The 18,469-nt window shown below is 63.8% G+C and carries 18 protein-coding genes; 13 read left to right on the forward strand and 5 right to left on the reverse strand.

Annotated features, from left to right (window positions below; all coding sequences use genetic code 11):
* Positions 1 to 197 precede the first annotated feature (197 nt).
* On the forward strand, positions 198 to 416 hold the full coding sequence (locus IVA75_RS37660; protein WP_007593267.1) for a hypothetical protein: 219 nt from the start codon (positions 198 to 200) through the stop codon (positions 414 to 416).
* Positions 417 to 548: 132 nt separating this feature from the next.
* Positions 549 to 1,607: a putative sulfate exporter family transporter gene (locus IVA75_RS37665; RefSeq protein ID WP_247288896.1), complete on the forward strand. Its 1,059-nt coding sequence runs from the start codon at positions 549 to 551 to the stop codon at positions 1,605 to 1,607.
* 77 nt (positions 1,608 to 1,684) lie between these two features.
* Here IVA75_RS37665 and IVA75_RS37670 read toward each other — a convergent pair whose 3' ends face one another.
* The 5 genes from IVA75_RS37670 to IVA75_RS37690 all read right to left on the reverse strand — a co-directional run bounded on the left by IVA75_RS37670 (position 1,685) and on the right by IVA75_RS37690 (position 6,381).
* Positions 1,685 to 2,557 carry an ABC transporter ATP-binding protein gene (locus IVA75_RS37670; RefSeq protein WP_027517023.1) on the reverse strand — a complete coding sequence of 291 codons (873 nt, stop codon included), beginning with the start codon at positions 2,555 to 2,557 and terminating at the stop codon, positions 1,685 to 1,687.
* On the reverse strand, positions 2,554 to 3,390 hold the full coding sequence (locus IVA75_RS37675; protein ID WP_035963082.1) for an ABC transporter permease: 837 nt from the start codon (positions 3,388 to 3,390) through the stop codon (positions 2,554 to 2,556). The genes IVA75_RS37670 and IVA75_RS37675 overlap by 4 nt, the downstream gene beginning before the upstream one ends.
* A gap of 68 nt (positions 3,391 to 3,458) precedes the next feature.
* Positions 3,459 to 4,880 carry an ABC transporter substrate-binding protein gene (locus IVA75_RS37680; RefSeq protein ID WP_247288897.1) on the reverse strand — a complete coding sequence of 474 codons (1,422 nt, stop codon included), beginning with the start codon at positions 4,878 to 4,880 and terminating at the stop codon, positions 3,459 to 3,461.
* A gap of 165 nt (positions 4,881 to 5,045) precedes the next feature.
* On the reverse strand, positions 5,046 to 5,825 hold the full coding sequence (locus IVA75_RS37685) for a Crp/Fnr family transcriptional regulator (RefSeq protein ID WP_247288898.1): 780 nt from the start codon (positions 5,823 to 5,825) through the stop codon (positions 5,046 to 5,048).
* 259 nt (positions 5,826 to 6,084) lie between these two features.
* The gene (locus IVA75_RS37690) at positions 6,085 to 6,381 is read right to left on the reverse strand and encodes a gamma-butyrobetaine hydroxylase-like domain-containing protein (protein ID WP_247288899.1); all 297 of its coding nucleotides are present in this window, start codon (positions 6,379 to 6,381) and stop codon (positions 6,085 to 6,087) included.
* A gap of 208 nt (positions 6,382 to 6,589) precedes the next feature.
* Here IVA75_RS37690 and IVA75_RS37695 point away from each other — a divergent pair, with 208 nt between their 5' ends.
* From IVA75_RS37695 to IVA75_RS37745, 11 genes are all read left to right on the forward strand, one after another.
* Positions 6,590 to 7,363, forward strand: coding sequence for a ferredoxin--NADP reductase (locus tag IVA75_RS37695; protein ID WP_247288901.1), 774 nt, complete (start codon positions 6,590 to 6,592; stop codon positions 7,361 to 7,363).
* A gap of 104 nt (positions 7,364 to 7,467) precedes the next feature.
* A complete protein-coding gene (locus IVA75_RS37700; protein WP_007608408.1) occupies positions 7,468 to 9,210 on the forward strand; it encodes a fumarate reductase/succinate dehydrogenase flavoprotein subunit in 1,743 nt (580 codons plus the stop codon).
* 29 nt (positions 9,211 to 9,239) lie between these two features.
* Positions 9,240 to 9,473 (forward strand): ferredoxin family protein, encoded by a 234-nt coding sequence (locus IVA75_RS37705; RefSeq protein ID WP_007593252.1) that lies wholly within the window; start codon positions 9,240 to 9,242, stop codon positions 9,471 to 9,473.
* Between the two features lie 2 nt (positions 9,474 to 9,475).
* A complete protein-coding gene (locus tag IVA75_RS37710) occupies positions 9,476 to 10,453 on the forward strand; it encodes a HEAT repeat domain-containing protein (RefSeq protein ID WP_247288903.1) in 978 nt (325 codons plus the stop codon).
* 111 nt (positions 10,454 to 10,564) lie between these two features.
* Entirely contained in the window at positions 10,565 to 11,737 is a 1,173-nt protein-coding gene (locus IVA75_RS37715) for a fumarylacetoacetate hydrolase family protein (protein WP_247288905.1), read from the forward strand.
* Positions 11,738 to 12,172: 435 nt separating this feature from the next.
* Entirely contained in the window at positions 12,173 to 13,138 is a 966-nt protein-coding gene (gene ytfQ / locus IVA75_RS37720; RefSeq protein WP_247288908.1) for a galactofuranose ABC transporter, galactofuranose-binding protein YtfQ, read from the forward strand.
* 121 nt (positions 13,139 to 13,259) lie between these two features.
* On the forward strand, positions 13,260 to 14,804 hold the full coding sequence (locus tag IVA75_RS37725; protein ID WP_247288911.1) for a sugar ABC transporter ATP-binding protein: 1,545 nt from the start codon (positions 13,260 to 13,262) through the stop codon (positions 14,802 to 14,804).
* On the forward strand, positions 14,801 to 15,793 hold the full coding sequence (locus IVA75_RS37730; protein WP_247288913.1) for an ABC transporter permease: 993 nt from the start codon (positions 14,801 to 14,803) through the stop codon (positions 15,791 to 15,793). The genes IVA75_RS37725 and IVA75_RS37730 overlap by 4 nt, the downstream gene beginning before the upstream one ends.
* Complete coding sequence (gene yjfF / locus IVA75_RS37735) at positions 15,790 to 16,770, forward strand: galactofuranose ABC transporter, permease protein YjfF (protein ID WP_027569179.1); 981 nt, start codon at positions 15,790 to 15,792, stop codon at positions 16,768 to 16,770. The genes IVA75_RS37730 and yjfF overlap by 4 nt, the downstream gene beginning before the upstream one ends.
* The gene (locus IVA75_RS37740; RefSeq protein ID WP_027569180.1) at positions 16,767 to 17,546 is read left to right on the forward strand and encodes a FadR/GntR family transcriptional regulator; all 780 of its coding nucleotides are present in this window, start codon (positions 16,767 to 16,769) and stop codon (positions 17,544 to 17,546) included. The genes yjfF and IVA75_RS37740 overlap by 4 nt, the downstream gene beginning before the upstream one ends.
* Positions 17,543 to 18,469, forward strand: a complete 927-nt coding sequence (locus tag IVA75_RS37745) for a Gfo/Idh/MocA family oxidoreductase (protein ID WP_247288915.1) — start codon at positions 17,543 to 17,545, stop codon at positions 18,467 to 18,469. Before IVA75_RS37740 ends, IVA75_RS37745 begins: the two co-directional genes overlap by 4 nt.

Consider the following 18,469-nt stretch of genomic DNA (forward strand, 5'->3'; position numbering starts at 1 on the left):
AGATTCCTTTCATACGCGCGGCGCTACCTGCTCGCCGTGGCGCCGGTGCTCAAATAGGCCGGAAGAAGAAAACTATTGCCCCGGGTCCGTCCGGCGGAAGGAGTTTCCCCTTCGGGAGGAAAAAAAGCCAATCGCTTCCATTGCTGTTTGGGGCCGAAACGACGACATTTCCATGAGAAATTGATGGATTGACTGCCATGGAACGCACCAGGTTTGAGCCTTTCGGCGAGCAATTGGTGTCCGCAACGGACACCCAGCCGCGCTCGCGCGGGTCAAAGCTGCTGCTGCGGGTCGGCACCGGCCTGTTCTGGTCGCTGGTCGCCGGCATCGTGCTGGCGCGTGCGGCCTTCTTCGAGCCCGGCGTCTATGACGGCTTCAGCCGCGTCGCCTCGCTGGCCAAGAGCCTGATCTTCTAAGGCGCGCGCCTGACCTTCCAGGCCGGATTATCCCGGACTGAGGATAGAACTTCCCTGAGCCCTGATATGTCGAAAACTTATTTCCCAATCGGATGGCGCTGCGTATAAATCCTTCTCCTCGGGGAGAGATTTGTGTCGCAGAATCAAGCATCCAGTCCGGCCGACGCCAAGCCGACCACGGCCACTGGCCGCATTGTCGCGCTGATTCCCGGGATCCTCCTCTGCATCGCCGTGGCCGGTGTTTCGGCCCTGCTCGAACGGGCGGAATTGGGCGTCTTCGAACATCCCTATGTCGAGGCGCTGGTGATGGCGATCTTGCTCGGCATGGCCGTGCGCAGCTTCTGGAAGCCCGCGCCGCGCTGGCAGTCCGGCATCGCCTTCAGCGCCAAGCAGCTGCTCGAAGTCGCCGTCATGCTGCTGGGAGCCTCGATCAGCTTTGCTGCTATCGCGGCGTCCGGCGTCGCGCTGTTGGCCTCGATCGCGGCCGTCGTTGTGGTCGCGCTCTGCGTCTCCTTCGGCATCAGCCGCCTGCTTGGTCTCTCGACGCGGCTCTCGATCCTGATCGCCTGCGGCAACTCGATCTGCGGCAACTCGGCGATTGCGGCGGTGGCGCCGATCATCGGCGCCAACAATGACGAGATCGCATCCTCGATCTCCTTCACCGCCATCCTCGGCGTGATGATGGTGCTCGGCCTGCCGCTGCTGATCCCGCTGCTGCAGCTATCGGCCACGCAATACGGCATCCTCGCAGGCCTCACCGTCTATGCCGTGCCGCAGGTGCTTGCGGCGACTGTGCCGGCGGGGCTCGTTAGCACCCAGATCGGCACGCTCGTGAAACTGATGCGCGTCCTGATGCTCGGGCCGGTGGTTGTCGGCCTCTCGCTGACGGCCTCGCGCTGGCACAGCGACGCCAAGAAGACCAATGTCGGCTTTTTCCGCCTGGTCCCGTGGTTCATCCTCGGCTTCCTTGCGCTGGCGACCCTGCGATCCCTGGAGATCGTGCCAGGCACGGTGGTTGGTCCGGTGACGAAGATCACCAGCTTTCTCACGGTGGTGTCGATGGCGGCGCTGGGTCTGGGTGTCGACGTTCGTGTGCTGGCCAATGTCGGGGGCAGGGTGACGGCGGCCGTGACGCTGTCGCTGATGCTGCTGCTCGGCATCAGCATCGCACTGGTGCACTGGTTCAAGTGAAGGCGGCTGTAGCCGCGAACTCTTCTTCCTTCGCGCAAGGGGAGAAGGGAAGTAAGAGGGTAAGGGTCGAGAAATCGCTAAATCACATCGGCGAGTGAATGCCCGTGCAGCTCGATGTTCAGCCCCTGCATGCCCATGTCGTTGAGCTCGCCGCCCATCGCCTTGATGCTTTCCTCGCGGATCAGCGACATCAGTCCGCGACGCAATGCCAGGAATTCCGACGACATCATCATCGACTGCTGCCGCGGCCGCTCCAGCGGGATCGGAATCTCCGCCTTGATCGAGCCGGGGCGTGCGGTCATGCAGTAGACACGATCGGACAGGAAGATCGCCTCGTCGATGTCGTGGGTGACGAACAGCACCGAGATCTTCAGCCGCTGCCACATGTTGGTGAGGATCTGCTGCATGATGACCCGGGTCTGCGCGTCGAGCGCGCCGAAGGGTTCGTCGAGCAGCAACACTTTGGGTCCCGTCGCGAGCGCCCGGACGATGCCGACGCGCTGCTTCATGCCACCTGAGAGTTTCTCGGGGTAATGCTTTTCGAAGGCTTCGAGGCCCGCGAGTCCCAGCAGCGTGCGCGCGGCGCGCTCGCGCTGCGAGCGTGGCATGCCGCGCATCTTCAGGCCGAACTCGACGTTTTCCCGCACGGTCTTCCAGGGAAACAGCGAATATTGCTGAAACACCATGCCGCGCTCCGCGCTGGGGCCGTTCACCTTCTCGCCGTCGACGGTGACGATGCCCGTGGTCGGCTTGAGGAAGCCGGCGACCGCGTTGAGCAGCGTCGACTTTCCGCAGCCGGAGGGTCCGACGATCGAGACGAACTCGCCAGGCTTCACATGAATCTGCGTATCGGTGACGGCTTCGACCGGCCCCTCGATGCTGTCGTAGCTGAGGGAGAAGTTCTTGACCTCGATATGGCCCTGCGGTGCCTTGACAACGATCTCACTCATCTTGACCTCCACGGCATCACCAATTGTCCGGCGCCTCGGATCAACATGCTCGATCCGAGGCCGAGCACGCCGATCGCGATCATGCCAAGCGCGATGTCGGCATACTGAACCAGCGAATAGGCCTCCCAGGTGAAATAGCCGATGCCGTACTGCCCCGAGATCATCTCGGCGGCGATCAGCGACACCCAGGCCACGCCCATGCCGACGGTCAGGCCGGTGAAGATGTGCGGGAGCGAGGCCGGAAAATACACATCGCGGAAGATCGAGCGCTCCCGCGCGCCGAGACATTGCGCGGCACGCACCAGCACGGGATCCACCAGCGACATGCCGTGCAGCGTGTTGACCAGGATCGGGAAGAACGATCCGAGGAACGTGATGTAGACGATGCTCTGCTCGTTGGTCGGCCACAGCATGATGGCCATCGGCACCCAGGCAATCGCCGGGATCGGCCGCAGTACCTCCGCTACTGGGAAGATGATCTCGTGGATCAGCTTGAAGCGGCCCATGATCAGGCCGAGTGGCACCGCGACGATCGCCGCAAGCGAGAAGCCGAAGAAGATGCGCCGGCAGCTCAAGAGGACGTGCAGCAGGAATTTCGGATCGTGGATCGCCTTGGTGAAGCTCGCATAGACCGCGAGCGGCGAAGGCACGTTGGTGAAGCGCACGAAGAACACGACGCGATAGGTCGTTAGCAGATGCCAGACCAGAAGAAAGGCGAGCAGCGAGATGATGCCGATCGCGGTCGCGCGCAGCCCGCCCCGGTTGAGCCGGTACCAGCGCAGTGCGAGCGTGCCGAAGGAGGGTGGAGACGCGGGTGGCGTGGAGGCGGGCATGGCGCTTGCCTCCGCGATTGCACTTGCCGGCATGCTGTCCTCGGAATGTCTGAGGAGGGCGGGACTGCTCACGTCTTGCCCCCGCCGACCGCCGCCTTTACCGCGTCGTCGAAGCCGAGCACCTTGCCGCTGATCTTGACGGCATAGGCTTCGGCGTCCTTCTTCAGCAGGAATGGCGCAACCTCGCCATTGCCGACCGCGAAGAAAGCCTGGTCGGCGAACAGCTTGATGCCGCGGGTGGTATCGAAGACGTAGGCGACGTTGATCTTCTTGCCCTTGGTCTTGTAGTCGGCATAGGCGCCGAGCGTGCAGCTGGCTGACGAGAAGGGCATGATGCCTGAATCGTCGACCCAGACCTCGCCGGCCTTGCGCGGATCGGAGATCGGTTTCTTGCAGAAGGAATCGTCGCCGGAGATCTCGTAATTCTTGGTGCTCGCAAGCTGCGCGTCATAGTCGAGCTTCATCTCGGCATACGCTTTTCGGATGTAGCTGTCGTCGACCCATTTCTTCGGGTCGAACTCCTTCATCCGGCCGAGGTTCTGCAGCACTTTGACGTCGGCCGTGGCGGCATCGATCAGTGCCGGCTTGATCGAGGGATCGGTGGTCATGTTGCCGCTGGGGCCGAGGAAGATGTAGACGACCTCCTTGCTGATGCCGGTCCATTCCTGGATCTTCTCGGCGGCGAGCTTGGGATCGTCGCGCAGCCATTGATTGGCGGCGATCACCGCCTTGAAGTAGGCGACGACGACCTCAGGGTATTTCTCGGCGAAATCGGTGCGCACGACGATGCCGTGGAAGGTCGGCAGATTGGTCTCGACGCCGTCAAAGATCTTTCGCGCAAAACCGCGGAACGGCAGCAGCTCGGCGAACGGAACGAAGTCGGCATGCGCGTCGATCTTCTTTTCCTGGAGATTGGTCGAGCCGACCTCCGGACTCTGGCTGACTAACTGGAAGAAATCCGACGCGTAGCCGCGGTCCTGCATCGCCTTGAGCACCATGCCGTGCGCGGCTGAGCCGAACGGCACGCTCACGAGCTTGCCCTTGAGATCGGCAAGATCGTAATAGGGCGAATCCTTGTGAGCGACGATGCCGTTGCCGGAGCCCGACAGGCTGTAGGCGGCGATGCCGATCAGCCGGCTCTTGCTCTCCGGATTGCTGTCGAAAGTGAAGCCGTTCACGATCAGCGGATAGTCGCCCATCATGCCGATCTGCAGCTTGTTCGCCATCATCGCGTTGGTGACGGGCGGGCCGGAGGTGAAGTTCTGCCACTCCAGCTCGAACTTGATGTTGGCGTATTTGCCGTCCTTCGGCAGATATTTTTCGAGGAGATGGAGCTGGCGGATGACGACGCCGGCGGTCACCGTGTTGGTCGTGGTGTCCTGCGTTCCGATGCCGAGCGTGACGGTTTCCGCCGCGGCCGGCTGCGCGAGGAGAAGCGCCAGCGACGTCACCGACATCGCGATCGAGAGCGTGGGAAGATGGCGGACCATTCTCATCCTCATTCGGTTGGATGTGCTGTGGTTGCCATGATTGGGTGAGGGCGTGGGCAGGGCAAATCCGGAATGAGCGCCACAGTCGATTAGTTGCCGGGAAAAGTTGATTGCATACTCCTTGGGCAGTCCTGCACTATAAAGCTGCTTGCATGGGCACCGGCCCTAGTCAGACCCTTGCCCTCGCATCTCTTCCAGCACGTCGGGCCGGCAGACCACGATCTGGGAGCGCTTGGTCAGCACGATTCCCTTCTCCTGCATGCGCTTCAGGCTGATCGTGACCCATTGCCTGGTGGCGCCGACCATGTGGGCGATATCGGCATGGGTGAAGGCGGCGGCGATCACCCGGCCGTCGGCGTCATCGACGCCATAGAGGTCGACGAGATGCAGCAACAGATGCGCAAGGCGCTGTGTGATCGAGCGCGTTCCCAGCATCTGGGCCAGAGCCGAATAGCACTTGCCCTTGAAGGTCAGGCCTTCGATCAGGCCGATCGCGAGGTTCGGGATCTCGACCGCAAGGGATCGCAGCTCCTTTCCGGGCAGATGCACCACGCTACAATTGCTGGATGCAACGCCGGACCATTGATGCACGGTGCCTTCGAACACTTCCGGCCCGCCGACGAAATTGCCGACATGCCAATAGGCCAGCGTGATCTCGCGGCCGAGCGGAGAGGTGTAGAACACCCGGATACGGCCGCTCTCGATCAGCCAGATACCGTCATGCTTGCCACCCTGGCTGAACAGCGTCTGGCCACGGTTGAGCACTTTCCGGCGGCCCTGCTTCAGCACCAGCTCACGTTCGCGCTGACTGAGCTTGTCCATCAACGCCGGCGGTCCGCCGATCCATTGCTGGTTCTCAGTGAGCAGCAGCGAGGAACCGCCGGCAGGCCGGACCGTTGCGGGAACGGTCCCGCGAACCACATTGGCCGCTGCCTGCAACATCATTTGCCTCCGGAACGTTCAAACCGTTCTAAAGAGGAGCAATGTCCGTGCCAGATTCACCCCGCTGTCATCGCCCGGCTTGACCGGGCGATCCAGTATTCCAGAGACGTCAATGGGTTATCGAGAAGCCGCGGCGTACTGGATTCCCCGCCTGCCGCCTACGCTAAAAGCTTCGGCGCCCCTGGGCCTGAACCCCGGCGAAGCCTTGGCGTAGCCGGGTCGCGGGGAATGACAGCGGAGTTTGGAGGACGACCTGTGGCGTCTACCGCCCCGCCAGGCTCAACAAATACGGCTTCGGGTAAATCCCCCGATTGTGCCCATCCGAAAACGAGATGTTCAGCCCGTAACCGAGATCGCCGATCTCGGTGATCGCGATGCCAGGAAACCGCTCGGGGAAGCGGCCGTCGAAGCGGGCACGGGTACAGTGGGCGCATTTGCAGGAGAGGCGGAGCGTTTCCGCGGGCAAGTCCAGCGTGTCGTCCTGAGCGGTGCGGACGCGGAGCGTCGCGAGGTCGGCGCTTGCTTCGTAATCTGCCACGGTCGGTGCCACCAAGGTCATGACGTGTCTCCGACCCTTCTCTACGTTGCCGCAGCGCTGCTGCGATAGCAACTAATTGCCAGGCGCAGGTGCGAGGCGCTGATCTTCGTTGCCTGCTGTTCGATCATCGCCCGCGAAATGTGAAACTAATCCACCGGGAATTTCAGTTCGGCATTGCCGGATTCCTGTCTCTCCGAAACCTTGTGCGCAATCGAGATCAGGAGAGACAATGAGCGCATTTCAGAAGGAAACGGTCCTCTCGGTCAGGCACTGGACCGATAGCCTGTTCAGCTTCACCGCGACGCGCGATCCGGGCTTCCGCTTCCAGAACGGCCAGTTCGCGATGATCGGGCTGGAAGTCGAGGGCAAGCCGTTGCTGCGGGCCTACAGCATGGCGAGCGCCAATCACGAGGAGGCGCTCGAGTTCTTCTCGATCAAGGTGCAGGACGGTCCGCTGACCTCGCGCCTTCAGAAGATCAGGGAGGGCGACGTCATCCTGGTCGGCCGCAAGGCCACTGGCACGCTGATCACCGGCAACCTCATTCCCGGCAAGCGCCTGCTGCTGCTCTCGACCGGAACGGGGCTCGCGCCGTTCGCCAGCCTGATCAAGGATCCCGACGTCTACGAGAATTACGAGACCATCGTCCTCGCCCATGGCTGCCGCCAGGTCTCCGAGCTCTCCTATGGCGAGCACCTCGTCGAAGGCCTGCGCGATCACGAGTTCTTCGGGCCGCTGATTCGTGACAAGCTCGTCTACTACCCGACCGTCACCCGCGAGCCGTTCAGGAATCGCGGCCGCATCTCCGACCTGATCGCGTCGAACCAGCTGTTCGACGACATCGGTCTGTCAGGCCTCGATATCGAGACTGACCGCATCATGCTGTGCGGCAGCCCGGCGATGCTGGAGGAACTTCCCGCGATGCTTTCTGCGCGCGGGTTTGTCGAGGGCAATCACAGCCGGCCCGGCCATTTCGTGATCGAAAAGGCCTTTGTCGAGCGCTGAGGCGCAAATCGCAGCCCGGCGACAACTAATTGCTATCGCCGGGACGCCTGCTGAACAAATCTGATGCAAAGGCGCCGGACCTGCCGGCGAACCAGGAGCAAGCGATGTCACTAGATCAGATCGTCGACGGACTTTCGGAGGTTTCCTGCGACGTGCTCGTCATCGGCGGCGGCACGGCCGGCCCGATGGCGGCGCTGAAGGCGAAGCTGAAGAACCCGAAGGCGAACGTCGTCCTGCTCGAAAAGGCCAACGTCAAGCGCTCCGGAGCGATCTCGATGGGCATGGACGGCTTGAACAATGCCGTCATTCCCGGCTATGCGACGCCCGAGCAGTACACCAAGGAAATCACCATCGCCAATGACGGCATCGTCGATCAGAAGGCGGTCTACAAATACGCGCAAAACTGCTACTCGATCATCGAGGAACTCGACAGCTTCGGCATCCGCTTCCTGAAGAACGAGAACGGCGACTACGCCGTCAAGAAGGTGCATCACATCGGCACCTACGTGCTGCCGATGCCGAACGGCGAAACGGTGAAGAAGGCGCTGTATCGCCAGCTCCGCCGCGCCCGCATCCTGATCTCCAACCGCTACATGGCGACGCGGCTGCTCAAATCCGCCGACGGCCGCATTGCCGGCGCGATCAGCGTCAATACCCGCACCGCCGAGATGCTGGTGATCAAGGCCAAGGCCGTTATCCTGTGCATGGGCGCCGCCGGCCGTCTCGGCCTGCCGACCTCCGGCTACATGTTCGGCACCTACGAGAATGCGGCCAATTCCGGTGACGGCTATTCCATGGCCTATCACGCCGGTGCGGCACTGGCGAACCTCGAATGTTACCAGATCAATCCGCTGATCAAGGACTATAACGGGCCGGCCTGCGCCTACGTCGCTGGTCCCTTCGGCGCCTTCACCGCCAACAACGAGGGATCGCGCTTCATCGAATGCGATTACTGGTCCGGCCAGATGATGCTGGAGTTCTACAACGAGCTGCTGTCCGGCAAGGGCCCGGTGTTTCTCCAGCTCAAGCATCTTCACCCCGACACCATCTCGGAGATCGAATCGACCCTGCACAAGGTCGAGCGTCCCACTCGCGGCCTGTTCCAGCAGGGGCGCGGCGTCGACTATCGCAGCGAGTCGATCGAGATGCATATCTCCGAGATCGGCTTCTGCTCCGGCCACAGTGCGTCAGGCGTGTTCGTCGACGACAACGCGCGCACCACCGTGCCGGGCCTCTATGCCGCCGGCGACATGGCCAGCGTGCCGCACAATTACATGCTCGGCGCCTTCACCAACGGTTCGGTCGCCGGCATCGACGCGATGGAGTTCGCGGACAATCACGACTTCGCGGAATTCGACGCGGCCGATGTCGCCAGCGAACGTGACCGCGTGATGGCGCCGACCAAACGCGAGGACGGCATTCCGCCGAACCAGATCGAGTACAAGACCCGGCGTCTCGTCAATGACTATCTCCAGCCGCCGAAAGTCACGCGCAAATACGAGCTCGGCATGCGCCGGCTCGCTGAAGCGAGGGAAGACATGCAGGAGCGCATGATCGCGCGCAATGCGCACGAACTGCTCCGCGCGCTCGAAGTCCAGTCGATCATGGATTGCGCGGACATGGCCGTGCATGCCTCGCTCTACCGCGAGGAAAGCCGCTGGGGCCTCTATCACTGGCGGACGGATTTCCCGGAGAAGGACAACGAGAACTGGTTCTGCCACACGCTGCTCAGCAAGCAGGACGGCAAGATGACCAGCGAGAAGCGTGCGGTGGAGCCCTATATCGTGCCGATCGCCGACGACGAGAAGGATCTCTACGACAAGCAGCGCATCCGCGCCACCGCCTGACCCGCCGCACAAATAACAGGAGACATACGATGCCTCTCGCTTCTTATCAGACATCGGTTCCGGTGGTCGTCGACGACGCCAAATGCATCGCGGACAAGGGCTGCACCGTGTGCGTCGACGTCTGCCCGCTCGACGTGCTGCGTATCAGCGATATGACCAACAAGGCCTACATGGCCTATGACGAATGCTGGTACTGCATGCCCTGCGAGGCGGATTGCCCGACCGGCGCCGTCACCGTCAACATTCCATATCTCCTGAGGTAGTCATGTCGAGCCCGTTCGAATCCTACGACGATCTCGAAGATGCCGACGAGCGGCTCCAGGCCGCCGATCCAGGGGAGCGCCGCGTCGCCATCATCACGCTCGGCCATTCCGGCGATCCCGCAGCGGTCGGCCATCTCGCCAAAATGGTCGCCGATCCCGATGCCGGCGTCCGCCAGCAGGTTGCGATGGCGCTCGGCGAGTTCGATGGGCCGGAGGCCGCCAGCGCGCTGGTCAAGCTGCTTGTCGACCCCGAAAGAATCGTCGCGGCCGCCGCGGCCGACAGCATGGCGGAGTTCAAAGATCCCGCCTGCGCCGAAATCATCCTGCCGCTGGTCAAGCATGCCCACGCCTTCGTCCGCATGGGCGCGTTGCGTGCGCTGAAGGAGCTGCGCTGTAAGGACACCTTGAAACCCGCGCTCGAAGCGCTCCAGGATTCCGATGCCGCCGTGCGGGTGCAGGCGATCGGCGTGATCGGGTTCCTCAAACTGGAGGAATCGATTCCGGCGCTGACCGCGCTGATCAACGATCCGGACGCGCATGTGCGCCGTGCTGCGGTGAGCGCGCTCGCCTTCTCGCAGATGAAGCCCGCGGCCGAGATGATCACGCGCGCCTTGAAGGATTCGGACTGGATGGTGCGGGAGATGGCCGCGGAAACGCTGGGCCTCAATGTCAACGGATCGATTGCCGCCGACCAGCTCATCGCTTCGCTCAGTGACGAGTTCTGGCAGGTGCGTCTGAAGGCAATCCGCAGCCTTGGCCGGATGAAGATCGAGCGCGCGGTTCGCCCGATTGGCAATTGCGTCAACCACGACCAGGCCAATTTGCGGAAAGAGGCGGCTGCTGCGCTCGGCGAAATCGCCCACCACGACGGCGAAGCCTTCCTTGCCGTCATCGCCGACGATCCCGATCCCGAGGTGCGCAAGAACGCGCGCTGGGCGCTTCAGCAGATTGCGGCGCGAAAAGCGCGGGCGGGGGCATAGAAGCGCGGCGGGCTGCCGCGCTGGACTTCCCGTCCCAGACGTTTATTGGTCTTCGCCAATGTGATAGGCCTCCGCGAGCGAGGCCGATCCGAAAAGAGCGAGGATGCGCCCATGACGACATTGACGGTTAAGGACCTTCTCCCCGAGGACGGCACGCGGGGAACGCTTGTCGGCCGCGTCTGGCTGCCGCAGGCGAATGGCCCGATCGTGGTCGCCGTGCGCGGCGATGGTGTGTTCGACGTCACCGCAAAATTTCCGACCGTCAGCGCGCTTTGCGAAGAGGATCATCCGGCCAAGGCGCTTGCCGCGACCAAGGGCGAGCGCATTGGCGATCTTGAAGCGATCGTGGCCAATACGGCCCCCGATGGTCGCGACCCCAAGAAGCCGTGGCTGCTCGCACCCGTCGATCTCCAGACGCTGAAGGCAGCCGGCGTCACCTTTGCCATCTCGATGCTGGAGCGCGTGATCGAGGAACGGGCGAAAGGCAATCCGGCCTCGGCCGAAGCGATCCGGCAAGAGGTGACGCGGCTGATCGGCAATGATCTGTCGAAGCTCAAGCCCGGTTCGGACCAGGCGATGCACCTCAAGCAGGTGCTGATCGACCAGAACGCCTGGAGCCAGTATCTCGAGGTCGGCATCGGCCCCGATGCCGAGGTCTTCACCAAGGCGCCGACCTTGTCGTCGGTCGGCACCGGCATGGATGCGGGGCTGCATCCGAAGTCGACCTGGAACAACCCCGAGCCGGAGCTGGTGCTGTTCGTCTCGAGCCGCGGCAAGATCGTGGGCGGCGCGCTCGGCAACGACGTCAATCTGCGCGACTTCGAGGGCCGTTCGGCGCTGCTGTTGTCGAAGGCCAAAGACAACAACGCCTCGTGCTCCATCGGCCCGCTGCTCCGTCTGTTCGACGACAGCTTTACCCTCGACGACGCCCGCAAGCTCGACATCAGCCTGAACGTGAAGGGGCAGGACGGTTTCGTCCTCGACGGCCATTCCTCGATCAGCATGATCAGCCGCGATCCGACCGATCTGGTCGAGCAGACCATCGGCAAGGTGCACCAATATCCAGATGGCTTCGTGCTGTTCCTCGGGACCATGTTCGCGCCGGTCAAGGATCGCGACGCGCCGGGACAGGGGTTCACCCACAAGCGCGACGACATCGTTACGATCTCGGCACCCCAGCTCGGCAAACTCGTCAACCGCATGCGGACCAGCGACGAGTGCGAGCCCTGGACATTCGGCATCGGCGCGCTGATGAAGAATCTGGCGCAGCGGAAGCTGATCTAGCTCACTGCCCGCCGGGTGTGGGGGACTCTCCACGAGTCGCCTTGCTCGATAGACGAAGAAGCTCTCCCCACCGTCATTGCGAGGCAAGCGAAGCAATCCAGAATCCCTACGCGGAAAGACTCTGGATTGCTTCGCTGCGCTCGCAATGACGGGGAGAGAGGTTGCGGGTACGTCTTTCACCGTCCTTGCAGAGGTGCCCTCATCCCAACCGCTGTACCATTTTTTCATCTCCGCGTTGCATCGCTGGAACAAAATCGCGCTGGGCGTGTCATACCCGAGCCTTCCAGCCAGCCATCGCACCGATCCAAATAGTCAGATAATATGACTAGTCGGAACCAAACTTCCGTGAAATAGTCCCTCCCGCCGCCTCAAAGGTCGGCCTGTGGGTGCGATGCTACCAATCGGCGCCCCGGATAACATTTGGGAGATACGCCGATGATCCTCAAAGCCCTCTTTGCGGCCAGCGCCACTGCCGCGTTGCTGCTCGCGCTGCCGGCGAACGCCGCCGAGCTCACCATCGGCTTCTCGCAGATCGGATCGGAATCCGGCTGGCGCGCGGCCGAGACCTCGGTTTCCAAGCAGGAGGCCACCAAGCGCAAGGTCAATCTCAAGATCGCCGACGCGCAGCAGAAGCAGGAGAACCAGATCAAGGCGATCCGCTCCTTCATCGCGCAGAACGTCGATGCGATCTTCCTCGCGCCCGTCGTCTCAACCGGCTGGGACTCGGTGCTGAAGGAAGCCAAGGAGGCCAAGATCCCGGTCGTGCTGCTCGACCGCGACATCGATCCCTCCGGGAAGGAGCTCTATCTCACCGCCGTGACCTCCGACAGCGTTCACGAAGGCGAGGTCGCCGGCGACTGGCTGGCGAAGACCGTCGGCGCCAAGGCCTGCAACATCGTCGAATTGCAGGGCACGGTCGGCGCCAGCGTCGCCGCCAACCGCAAGAAGGGTTTTGACACCGCCATCGCCAAGCACGCGAACCTGAAGGTGGTGCGCAGCCAGACCGGCGACTTCACCCGCGCCAAGGGCAAGGAAGTGATGGAAAGCTTCATCAAGGCCGAAGGCGGCGGCAAGTCGATCTGCGCAGTTTATGCGCACAACGACGACATGATGGTCGGCGCGATCCAGGCGATGAAGGAAGCCGGCCTCAAGCCGGGCAAGGAGATCCTCACCGTCTCGATCGATGCGGTCCCCGACATCTTCAAGGCGATGGTCGCCGGCGAAGCCAATGCCACGGTCGAGCTGACGCCGAACATGGCTGGCCACGCGCTCGATGCCATCGCCGCCTTCAAGGACAAGGGCACCGTTCCGCCGAAATGGATCCAGACCGAGTCGAAGCTCTACACGCCCGCCGATGATCCGCAGAAGATCTACGACAGCAAGAAGGGCCTCGGTTACTGAGGCGAGAGTGTCGCCGGACGACCGTGTGTCGGCAGTCCGGCGATCCCGCTCGAAACCGCCGCGCGAACGAACAGGCTCCGTGTCCGCATCGTCAGCGGGCGCCGTTGGGAGTGAATTTGTCATGGAGAACAGCCCGGATTCCGCTGCTTCCCTGCTGGAGGTGCGTGGGATCAGCAAGAGCTTTGGCGCCGTGCGTGCGTTGCAGGAGGTCGACTTCACGCTTCGCGCCGGCGAGATCCATGCGCTGCTCGGCGAGAACGGCGCCGGCAAGTCCACGCTGATCAAGGTGATCACCGGCGTGTTCCCGCGCGATGCTGGCATCGTCAGGATCTGCGGCGAAGAGGTCGCGCCACGCTCGGCCAAGGAGGCGGTTCAGGCCGGCATCGCCACCGTCTACCAGGAGGTCAATTTGCTGCCGAATCTCTCGGTGGCGCAGAACCTATTCCTCGACCGGCAGCCGATGCGCTTCGGCATCGTGCGTGAAGGCGAGATGCGACGCCGCGCGAAGTCGCTGCTCGCGGATTTCGGTCTCGACATCGACGTATCAGCGCCGCTTGGCAATTATTCGGTGGCGATCCAGCATGTCACCGCGATCGCGCGCGCCGTCGATCTCTCGGCGCGCGTGCTGATCCTGGACGAGCCGACCGCGAGCCTCGATCGCCATGAGGTCGAGATCCTCTTCGGCGTCATGCGTCAGCTTGCCAAGCGCGGCATTGGCATCGTCTTCGTCAGCCATTTCCTCGACCAGGTCTATGAGATCTCCGATCGTATCACCGTTTTGCGAAATGGTCGCCTGGTCGGCGAGCGCGAGACCGCGTCGCTGTCGCGGCTCGAGCTGATCCGGATGATGCTCGGCCGCGAGCTGGCCGAGACCACCAGCGCGCGGGCATCGGCAGGCGCACAGACGACGCGTGAAGTCTGTGCGAGCTTCGAGGGTTACGGCAAGGCCGGCTATGTCGCGCCGTTCAATCTCGAGCTGCGGCATGGCGAAGTGGTTGGTCTCGCCGGCTTGCTCGGCTCGGGCCGGACCGAGACGGCCCGGCTGGTGTTCGGCGCCGAGCGCGCCGATCGCGGACAGGCGAGGGTGGAAGGCGCGCCTGTCCGGCTTCAGTCGCCGCGTGACGGCGTGCGCCACGGCTTTGGCTATTGCCCTGAGGAGCGCAAGACCGACGGCATCGTCGCCGAGCTCACCGTGCGCGAGAACATCGTGCTCGCGCTTCAGGCCAAGCGCGGTTTGCATCGGCCGCTGTCGCGGCGCGAGCAGGACGAGATTGCGAGCCGTTACGTCAAGATGCTCGACATTCGTCCGCCCGATCCGGAGCGGCCCATCGGACTGCTGTCCGGCGGCAATCAGCAGAAGGTGCTGCTGGCACGGTGGCTTGCGACCTCGCCGCGGCTCCTCGTGCTGGACGAGCCGACCCGCGGCATCGACGTCGGCGCGCATGCCGAGATCATCCGCCTGATACGCGAGCTCTGCGACGACGGGCTTGCGCTGCTCGTGATCTCCTCCGAGCTCGACGAGATCGTGACCTATTCCGATCGCGTGGTGGTGCTGCGCGACCGCGCTCATGTCGAGGAGCTCACCGCCGAGGCCATCGACGTCGGCAGCATTCTCGCCGCCATCGCCGCCGATGACGCCAGTGTCGCACATGAGGGCCGGGCATGACCGCGCTGTTGCCGCGCCGCGGTCTTGCCCAGATCCTCGCGTTGATCGTAATCCTGGCGGTCGATCGCGTGGTGTCGCCGCAATTCTTTGATTTGCGCCTCCAGGACGGCCGGCTGTTCGGCAGCATGATCGACGTGCTCAACCGCGGCACGCCGGTCGCGCTGCTCTCGCTCGGCATGGTGCTGGTGATCGCGACGCGCGGCATCGACCTGTCGGTCGGTGCAGTCATGGCGATCTCCGGCGCGATCGCGGCGAGCCTCGCCGATAGCCACAGTCTGGCCGTGGTGCTGGCGGCTGCGCTCGGTGCGGGCCTGATCTGCGGATTGTGGAACGGATTTCTTGTCGCGATACTCGGCATGCAGCCGATCGTGGCGACCTTGATCCTGATGGTGGCGGGACGCGGCATCGCCCAGCTCATTACCGAGGGTCGAATCGTGACCTTCTCCTCGCCCGATCTGGTCTGGCTCGGCAATGGCTCTATTCTCGGTCTGCCGGTGCCGGTCGCGATTGCGCTGGGCATGCTGATCCTCACCGGCGCGGTGGTGCGAGGCTCGGCACTCGGATTGCTGATCGAGGCAACCGGCGGCAATGCGCGGGCGAGCGAGCTTGCCGGCGTCGGCACGCGCGCGATGATCTTGGCGGTCTATGTCTGGTGCGGCGTTTGCGCTGCGCTTGCCGGCGTCATCGCAGCGGCCGACATCATGGGCGCGGATGCCAACAATGCCGGCCTCTGGCTCGAGCTCGACGCCATCCTCGCGGTGGTGATTGGCGGCACCTCGCTGTTCGGCGGCCGCTTCAGCCTCGTGCTGGCCGTACTCGGCGCGCTGATCATCCAGACCATGAACACCGGCATTCTGCTGTCGGGCTATCCGCCGGAGTTCAATTTGCTGGTCAAGGCGGTGGTGGTGCTCGCCGTGCTGCTGCTGCAATCGCCGAAGCTGTCCGGCTTTGCCGGCGTTGTGAGGCGGCTGCGGGGGACCAAGGCATGAAAGGCCTGCCGCCCGTCCTCATCACGGCGATCGTGCTTGTCGCGGGATTCGTGCTCTGCGCGATGCAGTTTCCCAACATCGCCTCCACCCGCGTAGTCGGCAACCTCCTGACTGACAACGCCTTCCTCGGCATCGTCGCGACCGGCATGACCTTCGTCATCATTTCCGGCGGCATCGATCTCTCGGTCGGCTCGGTGATCGGCTTCACCACGGTGTTCGTCGCGCTGGCGATCGAGCGCTGGGGAATGCCGCCCTTGGTCGCCTTCGTCGCCATTCTCGCGCTCTCGGCCGCCTTCGGCGCGGCAATGGGCGCGGTGATCCATGTCTTCGATCTGCCGCCTTTCATCGTGACGCTCGCCGGCATGTTTTTGGCCCGGGGTGCCAGCTTCCTACTCTCGACGGAATCGGTGCCGATCACGGCACCGGTCTATTCGACCGTGTCGGACTTCGCTCTGCGACTACCCGGCGGTGGACGGCTGACGGCGGTCGCGATCATCATGCTTGCGATCGTGATCGGCGGCGCATTGCTGCTGCAGCTCACCCGGTTCGGCGCCAATGTCTATGCGCTGGGCGGCAGCCGGGCGACCGCGAGCCTGATGGGCGTTGCAGTTGGCAGGATGACGGTAAAGATCTACATGCTGTCGAGCTTGCTCGCTGGCATCGCCGGCATCGTCTTCTCCTTCTACACCAGCGCCGGCTACTCGCTGTCCGCCGTCGGCGTCGAGCTTGACAGCATCGCGGCCGTCGTGATCGGCGGCACGCTGCTTACGGGCGGGCAGGGCTCGGTGATCGGAACCTTCCTCGGCGTGCTGATCCAGGGCATGATTCAGACCTACATCAATTTCGACGGGACGCTGTCGAGCTGGTGGACCAAGATCGCGACCGGTGTGCTGCTGTTCGCCTTCATCGCCTTGCAACAGGGATTGGTTGCGCTCGCGCGCCGGCCCGTGGCAAAGCGCGCGGGAGCAGTCTCATGACCACCTCGCGCATCCTCGTCATTCCGACGCGCCGGGCGCACTCAAATCACGCGGAAGTGGCCCGCTCGATCGGCGTTGACATCATCGCCGGCCGATATGCAGAAGGGACGCGGCTGCCGGGCGATGCCGAGATGATCGCGATGTTTGGCGTGTCGCGACCGGTGTTGCGCGAGAGCGTGAAGACGCTGGTGGCCAAGGGCCTGCTTACTACCAAGGCGCGGGTCGGCACCGTCGTGCGCGAGCGCGTCGCCTGGAACATGTTCGACGCCGACGTGCTGGCCTGGCACCTGGATGCCGGGATCGACAAGCGCTTCCTCAACGACCTCGCCGAGATCCGCCTCGCGGTCGAGCCGCGCGCGGCCGCGCTGGCGGCGGCGCAGCGGTCGGAGCAGGATCTCTCCGAGCTCCGTCGCTGCATGGAGCGGATGCGGCTTGAGGCCTCCGACTCCGTTGGCTTCGCCGATGCCGACCTTGCGCTCCATGTCGGTGTGGCGCGCGCCTCCGGAAATCTGTTCATGCGCTCGATCGGGCACGTCATCGAGGCTGCGTTGCGCGCCTCATTCCTGCTCAGCGCACCGGTCGAACCGGAGGACCGCGACACCGTTCTGCTCTGGCATCAGAAGATCGTCGATGCCATCGCCGCCGGTGAAGCCGCGACCGCGTCGGAGGCGATGGTCTACGTCATTCACAACGGCATGCGCCGCCACGAGGGGACAGTGATCGAGACTGTATCGGCCGAAGCGCTGCCGTCCGCGGAAGCTGGAGAAAAATCGTGACTGAACTTCGCATCGCCATCGTCGGCTTCGGCAAGATCGCGCGGGACCAGCATGTCGGCGCCATCGCAGCGGTTCCCGGCGCGACGCTGGCAGCCGTCGCGAGCCGCAACGCCTCGCTGCCGGATCTGCCGCATTTCGCGACGATCGAAGAGCTGCTGGAAAAAGGTCCGCCGATCGACGCGGTCTCGCTCTGCACGCCGCCTCAAGTGCGCCGCGCCCAGGCCGTCGCAGCGCTCAGGGCCGGCAAGCATGTCATGCTGGAGAAGCCGCCGGGCGCCGGCGTTGCCGAGCTCGATCCGCTGATCGCGATGGCGAGAGAGGCCAAGCGGACGTTGTTCGCGACCTGGCATTCGCGCCATGCGCCGGCGGTCGAGCCGGCGCGCGAGTGGCTCGCCGCCCGCCGCGTCCGTTCCGTGCACATCAACTGGAAAGAGGACGTCCGCGTCTGGCATCCCGGGCAGGCCTGGATCTGGGAGCCGGGCGGGCTCGGGGTGTTCGATCCCGGCATCAATGCGCTGTCGATCCTGACCCGGATCCTGCCGAAGCCCGTGTTCGTCACCGCGGCCGAGCTCGCCTTCCCCGCCAATTGCCAGGCGCCGATCGCCGCGAACCTGACGCTGACCGACATCGACGGCCTGCCTGTGACCGCCGAGTTCGATTTCCGCCAGACCGGACCGCAGAGCTGGGATATCCTGGTCGAAACCGACCAGGGCCGGATGACGCTATCCCGCGGCGGCCGGATCATGGCGATCGATGGCAAGACCGTTGCCGAGGCGCCCGATGAGGAATATCGGGAGCTTTACCGGCGCTTCGTCACGCTTGCCGCGACAGGGGCGAGCGACGTCGATCTGGCGCCGCTTCGTCTCGTTGCGGACGCCTTCCTGCTCGGCAGGCGCACGATCGTCGAACCGTTTGTGGATTGA

The sequence above is a fragment of the Bradyrhizobium sp. 134 genome, from assembly GCF_023074155.1.
In the GTDB taxonomy this organism is placed as follows: domain Bacteria; phylum Pseudomonadota; class Alphaproteobacteria; order Rhizobiales; family Xanthobacteraceae; genus Bradyrhizobium.

Bases quoted from the DNA above. Each gene is read 5' to 3' on its own strand.
- yjfF (WP_027569179.1), top strand. From the start codon at position 15,790: ATGAAAGGCCTGCCGCCCGTCCTCATCACGGCGATCGTGCTTGTCGCG.
- IVA75_RS37690 (WP_247288899.1), bottom strand. From the start codon at position 6,381: ATGACCTTGGTGGCACCGACCGTGGCAGATTACGAAGCAAGCGCCGAC.
- IVA75_RS37695 (WP_247288901.1), top strand. From the start codon at position 6,590: ATGAGCGCATTTCAGAAGGAAACGGTCCTCTCGGTCAGGCACTGGACC.
- IVA75_RS37680 (WP_247288897.1), bottom strand. From the start codon at position 4,880: ATGGTCCGCCATCTTCCCACGCTCTCGATCGCGATGTCGGTGACGTCG.
- IVA75_RS37725 (WP_247288911.1), top strand. From the start codon at position 13,260: ATGGAGAACAGCCCGGATTCCGCTGCTTCCCTGCTGGAGGTGCGTGGG.
- ytfQ (WP_247288908.1), top strand. From the start codon at position 12,173: ATGATCCTCAAAGCCCTCTTTGCGGCCAGCGCCACTGCCGCGTTGCTG.
- IVA75_RS37710 (WP_247288903.1), top strand. From the start codon at position 9,476: ATGTCGAGCCCGTTCGAATCCTACGACGATCTCGAAGATGCCGACGAG.
- IVA75_RS37700 (WP_007608408.1), top strand. From the start codon at position 7,468: ATGTCACTAGATCAGATCGTCGACGGACTTTCGGAGGTTTCCTGCGAC.
- IVA75_RS37730 (WP_247288913.1), top strand. From the start codon at position 14,801: ATGACCGCGCTGTTGCCGCGCCGCGGTCTTGCCCAGATCCTCGCGTTG.
- IVA75_RS37705 (WP_007593252.1), top strand. From the start codon at position 9,240: ATGCCTCTCGCTTCTTATCAGACATCGGTTCCGGTGGTCGTCGACGAC.
- IVA75_RS37660 (WP_007593267.1), top strand. From the start codon at position 198: ATGGAACGCACCAGGTTTGAGCCTTTCGGCGAGCAATTGGTGTCCGCA.
- IVA75_RS37675 (WP_035963082.1), bottom strand. From the start codon at position 3,390: ATGCCCGCCTCCACGCCACCCGCGTCTCCACCCTCCTTCGGCACGCTC.
- IVA75_RS37715 (WP_247288905.1), top strand. From the start codon at position 10,565: ATGACGACATTGACGGTTAAGGACCTTCTCCCCGAGGACGGCACGCGG.
- IVA75_RS37685 (WP_247288898.1), bottom strand. From the start codon at position 5,825: ATGATGTTGCAGGCAGCGGCCAATGTGGTTCGCGGGACCGTTCCCGCA.
- IVA75_RS37740 (WP_027569180.1), top strand. From the start codon at position 16,767: ATGACCACCTCGCGCATCCTCGTCATTCCGACGCGCCGGGCGCACTCA.
- IVA75_RS37670 (WP_027517023.1), bottom strand. From the start codon at position 2,557: ATGAGTGAGATCGTTGTCAAGGCACCGCAGGGCCATATCGAGGTCAAG.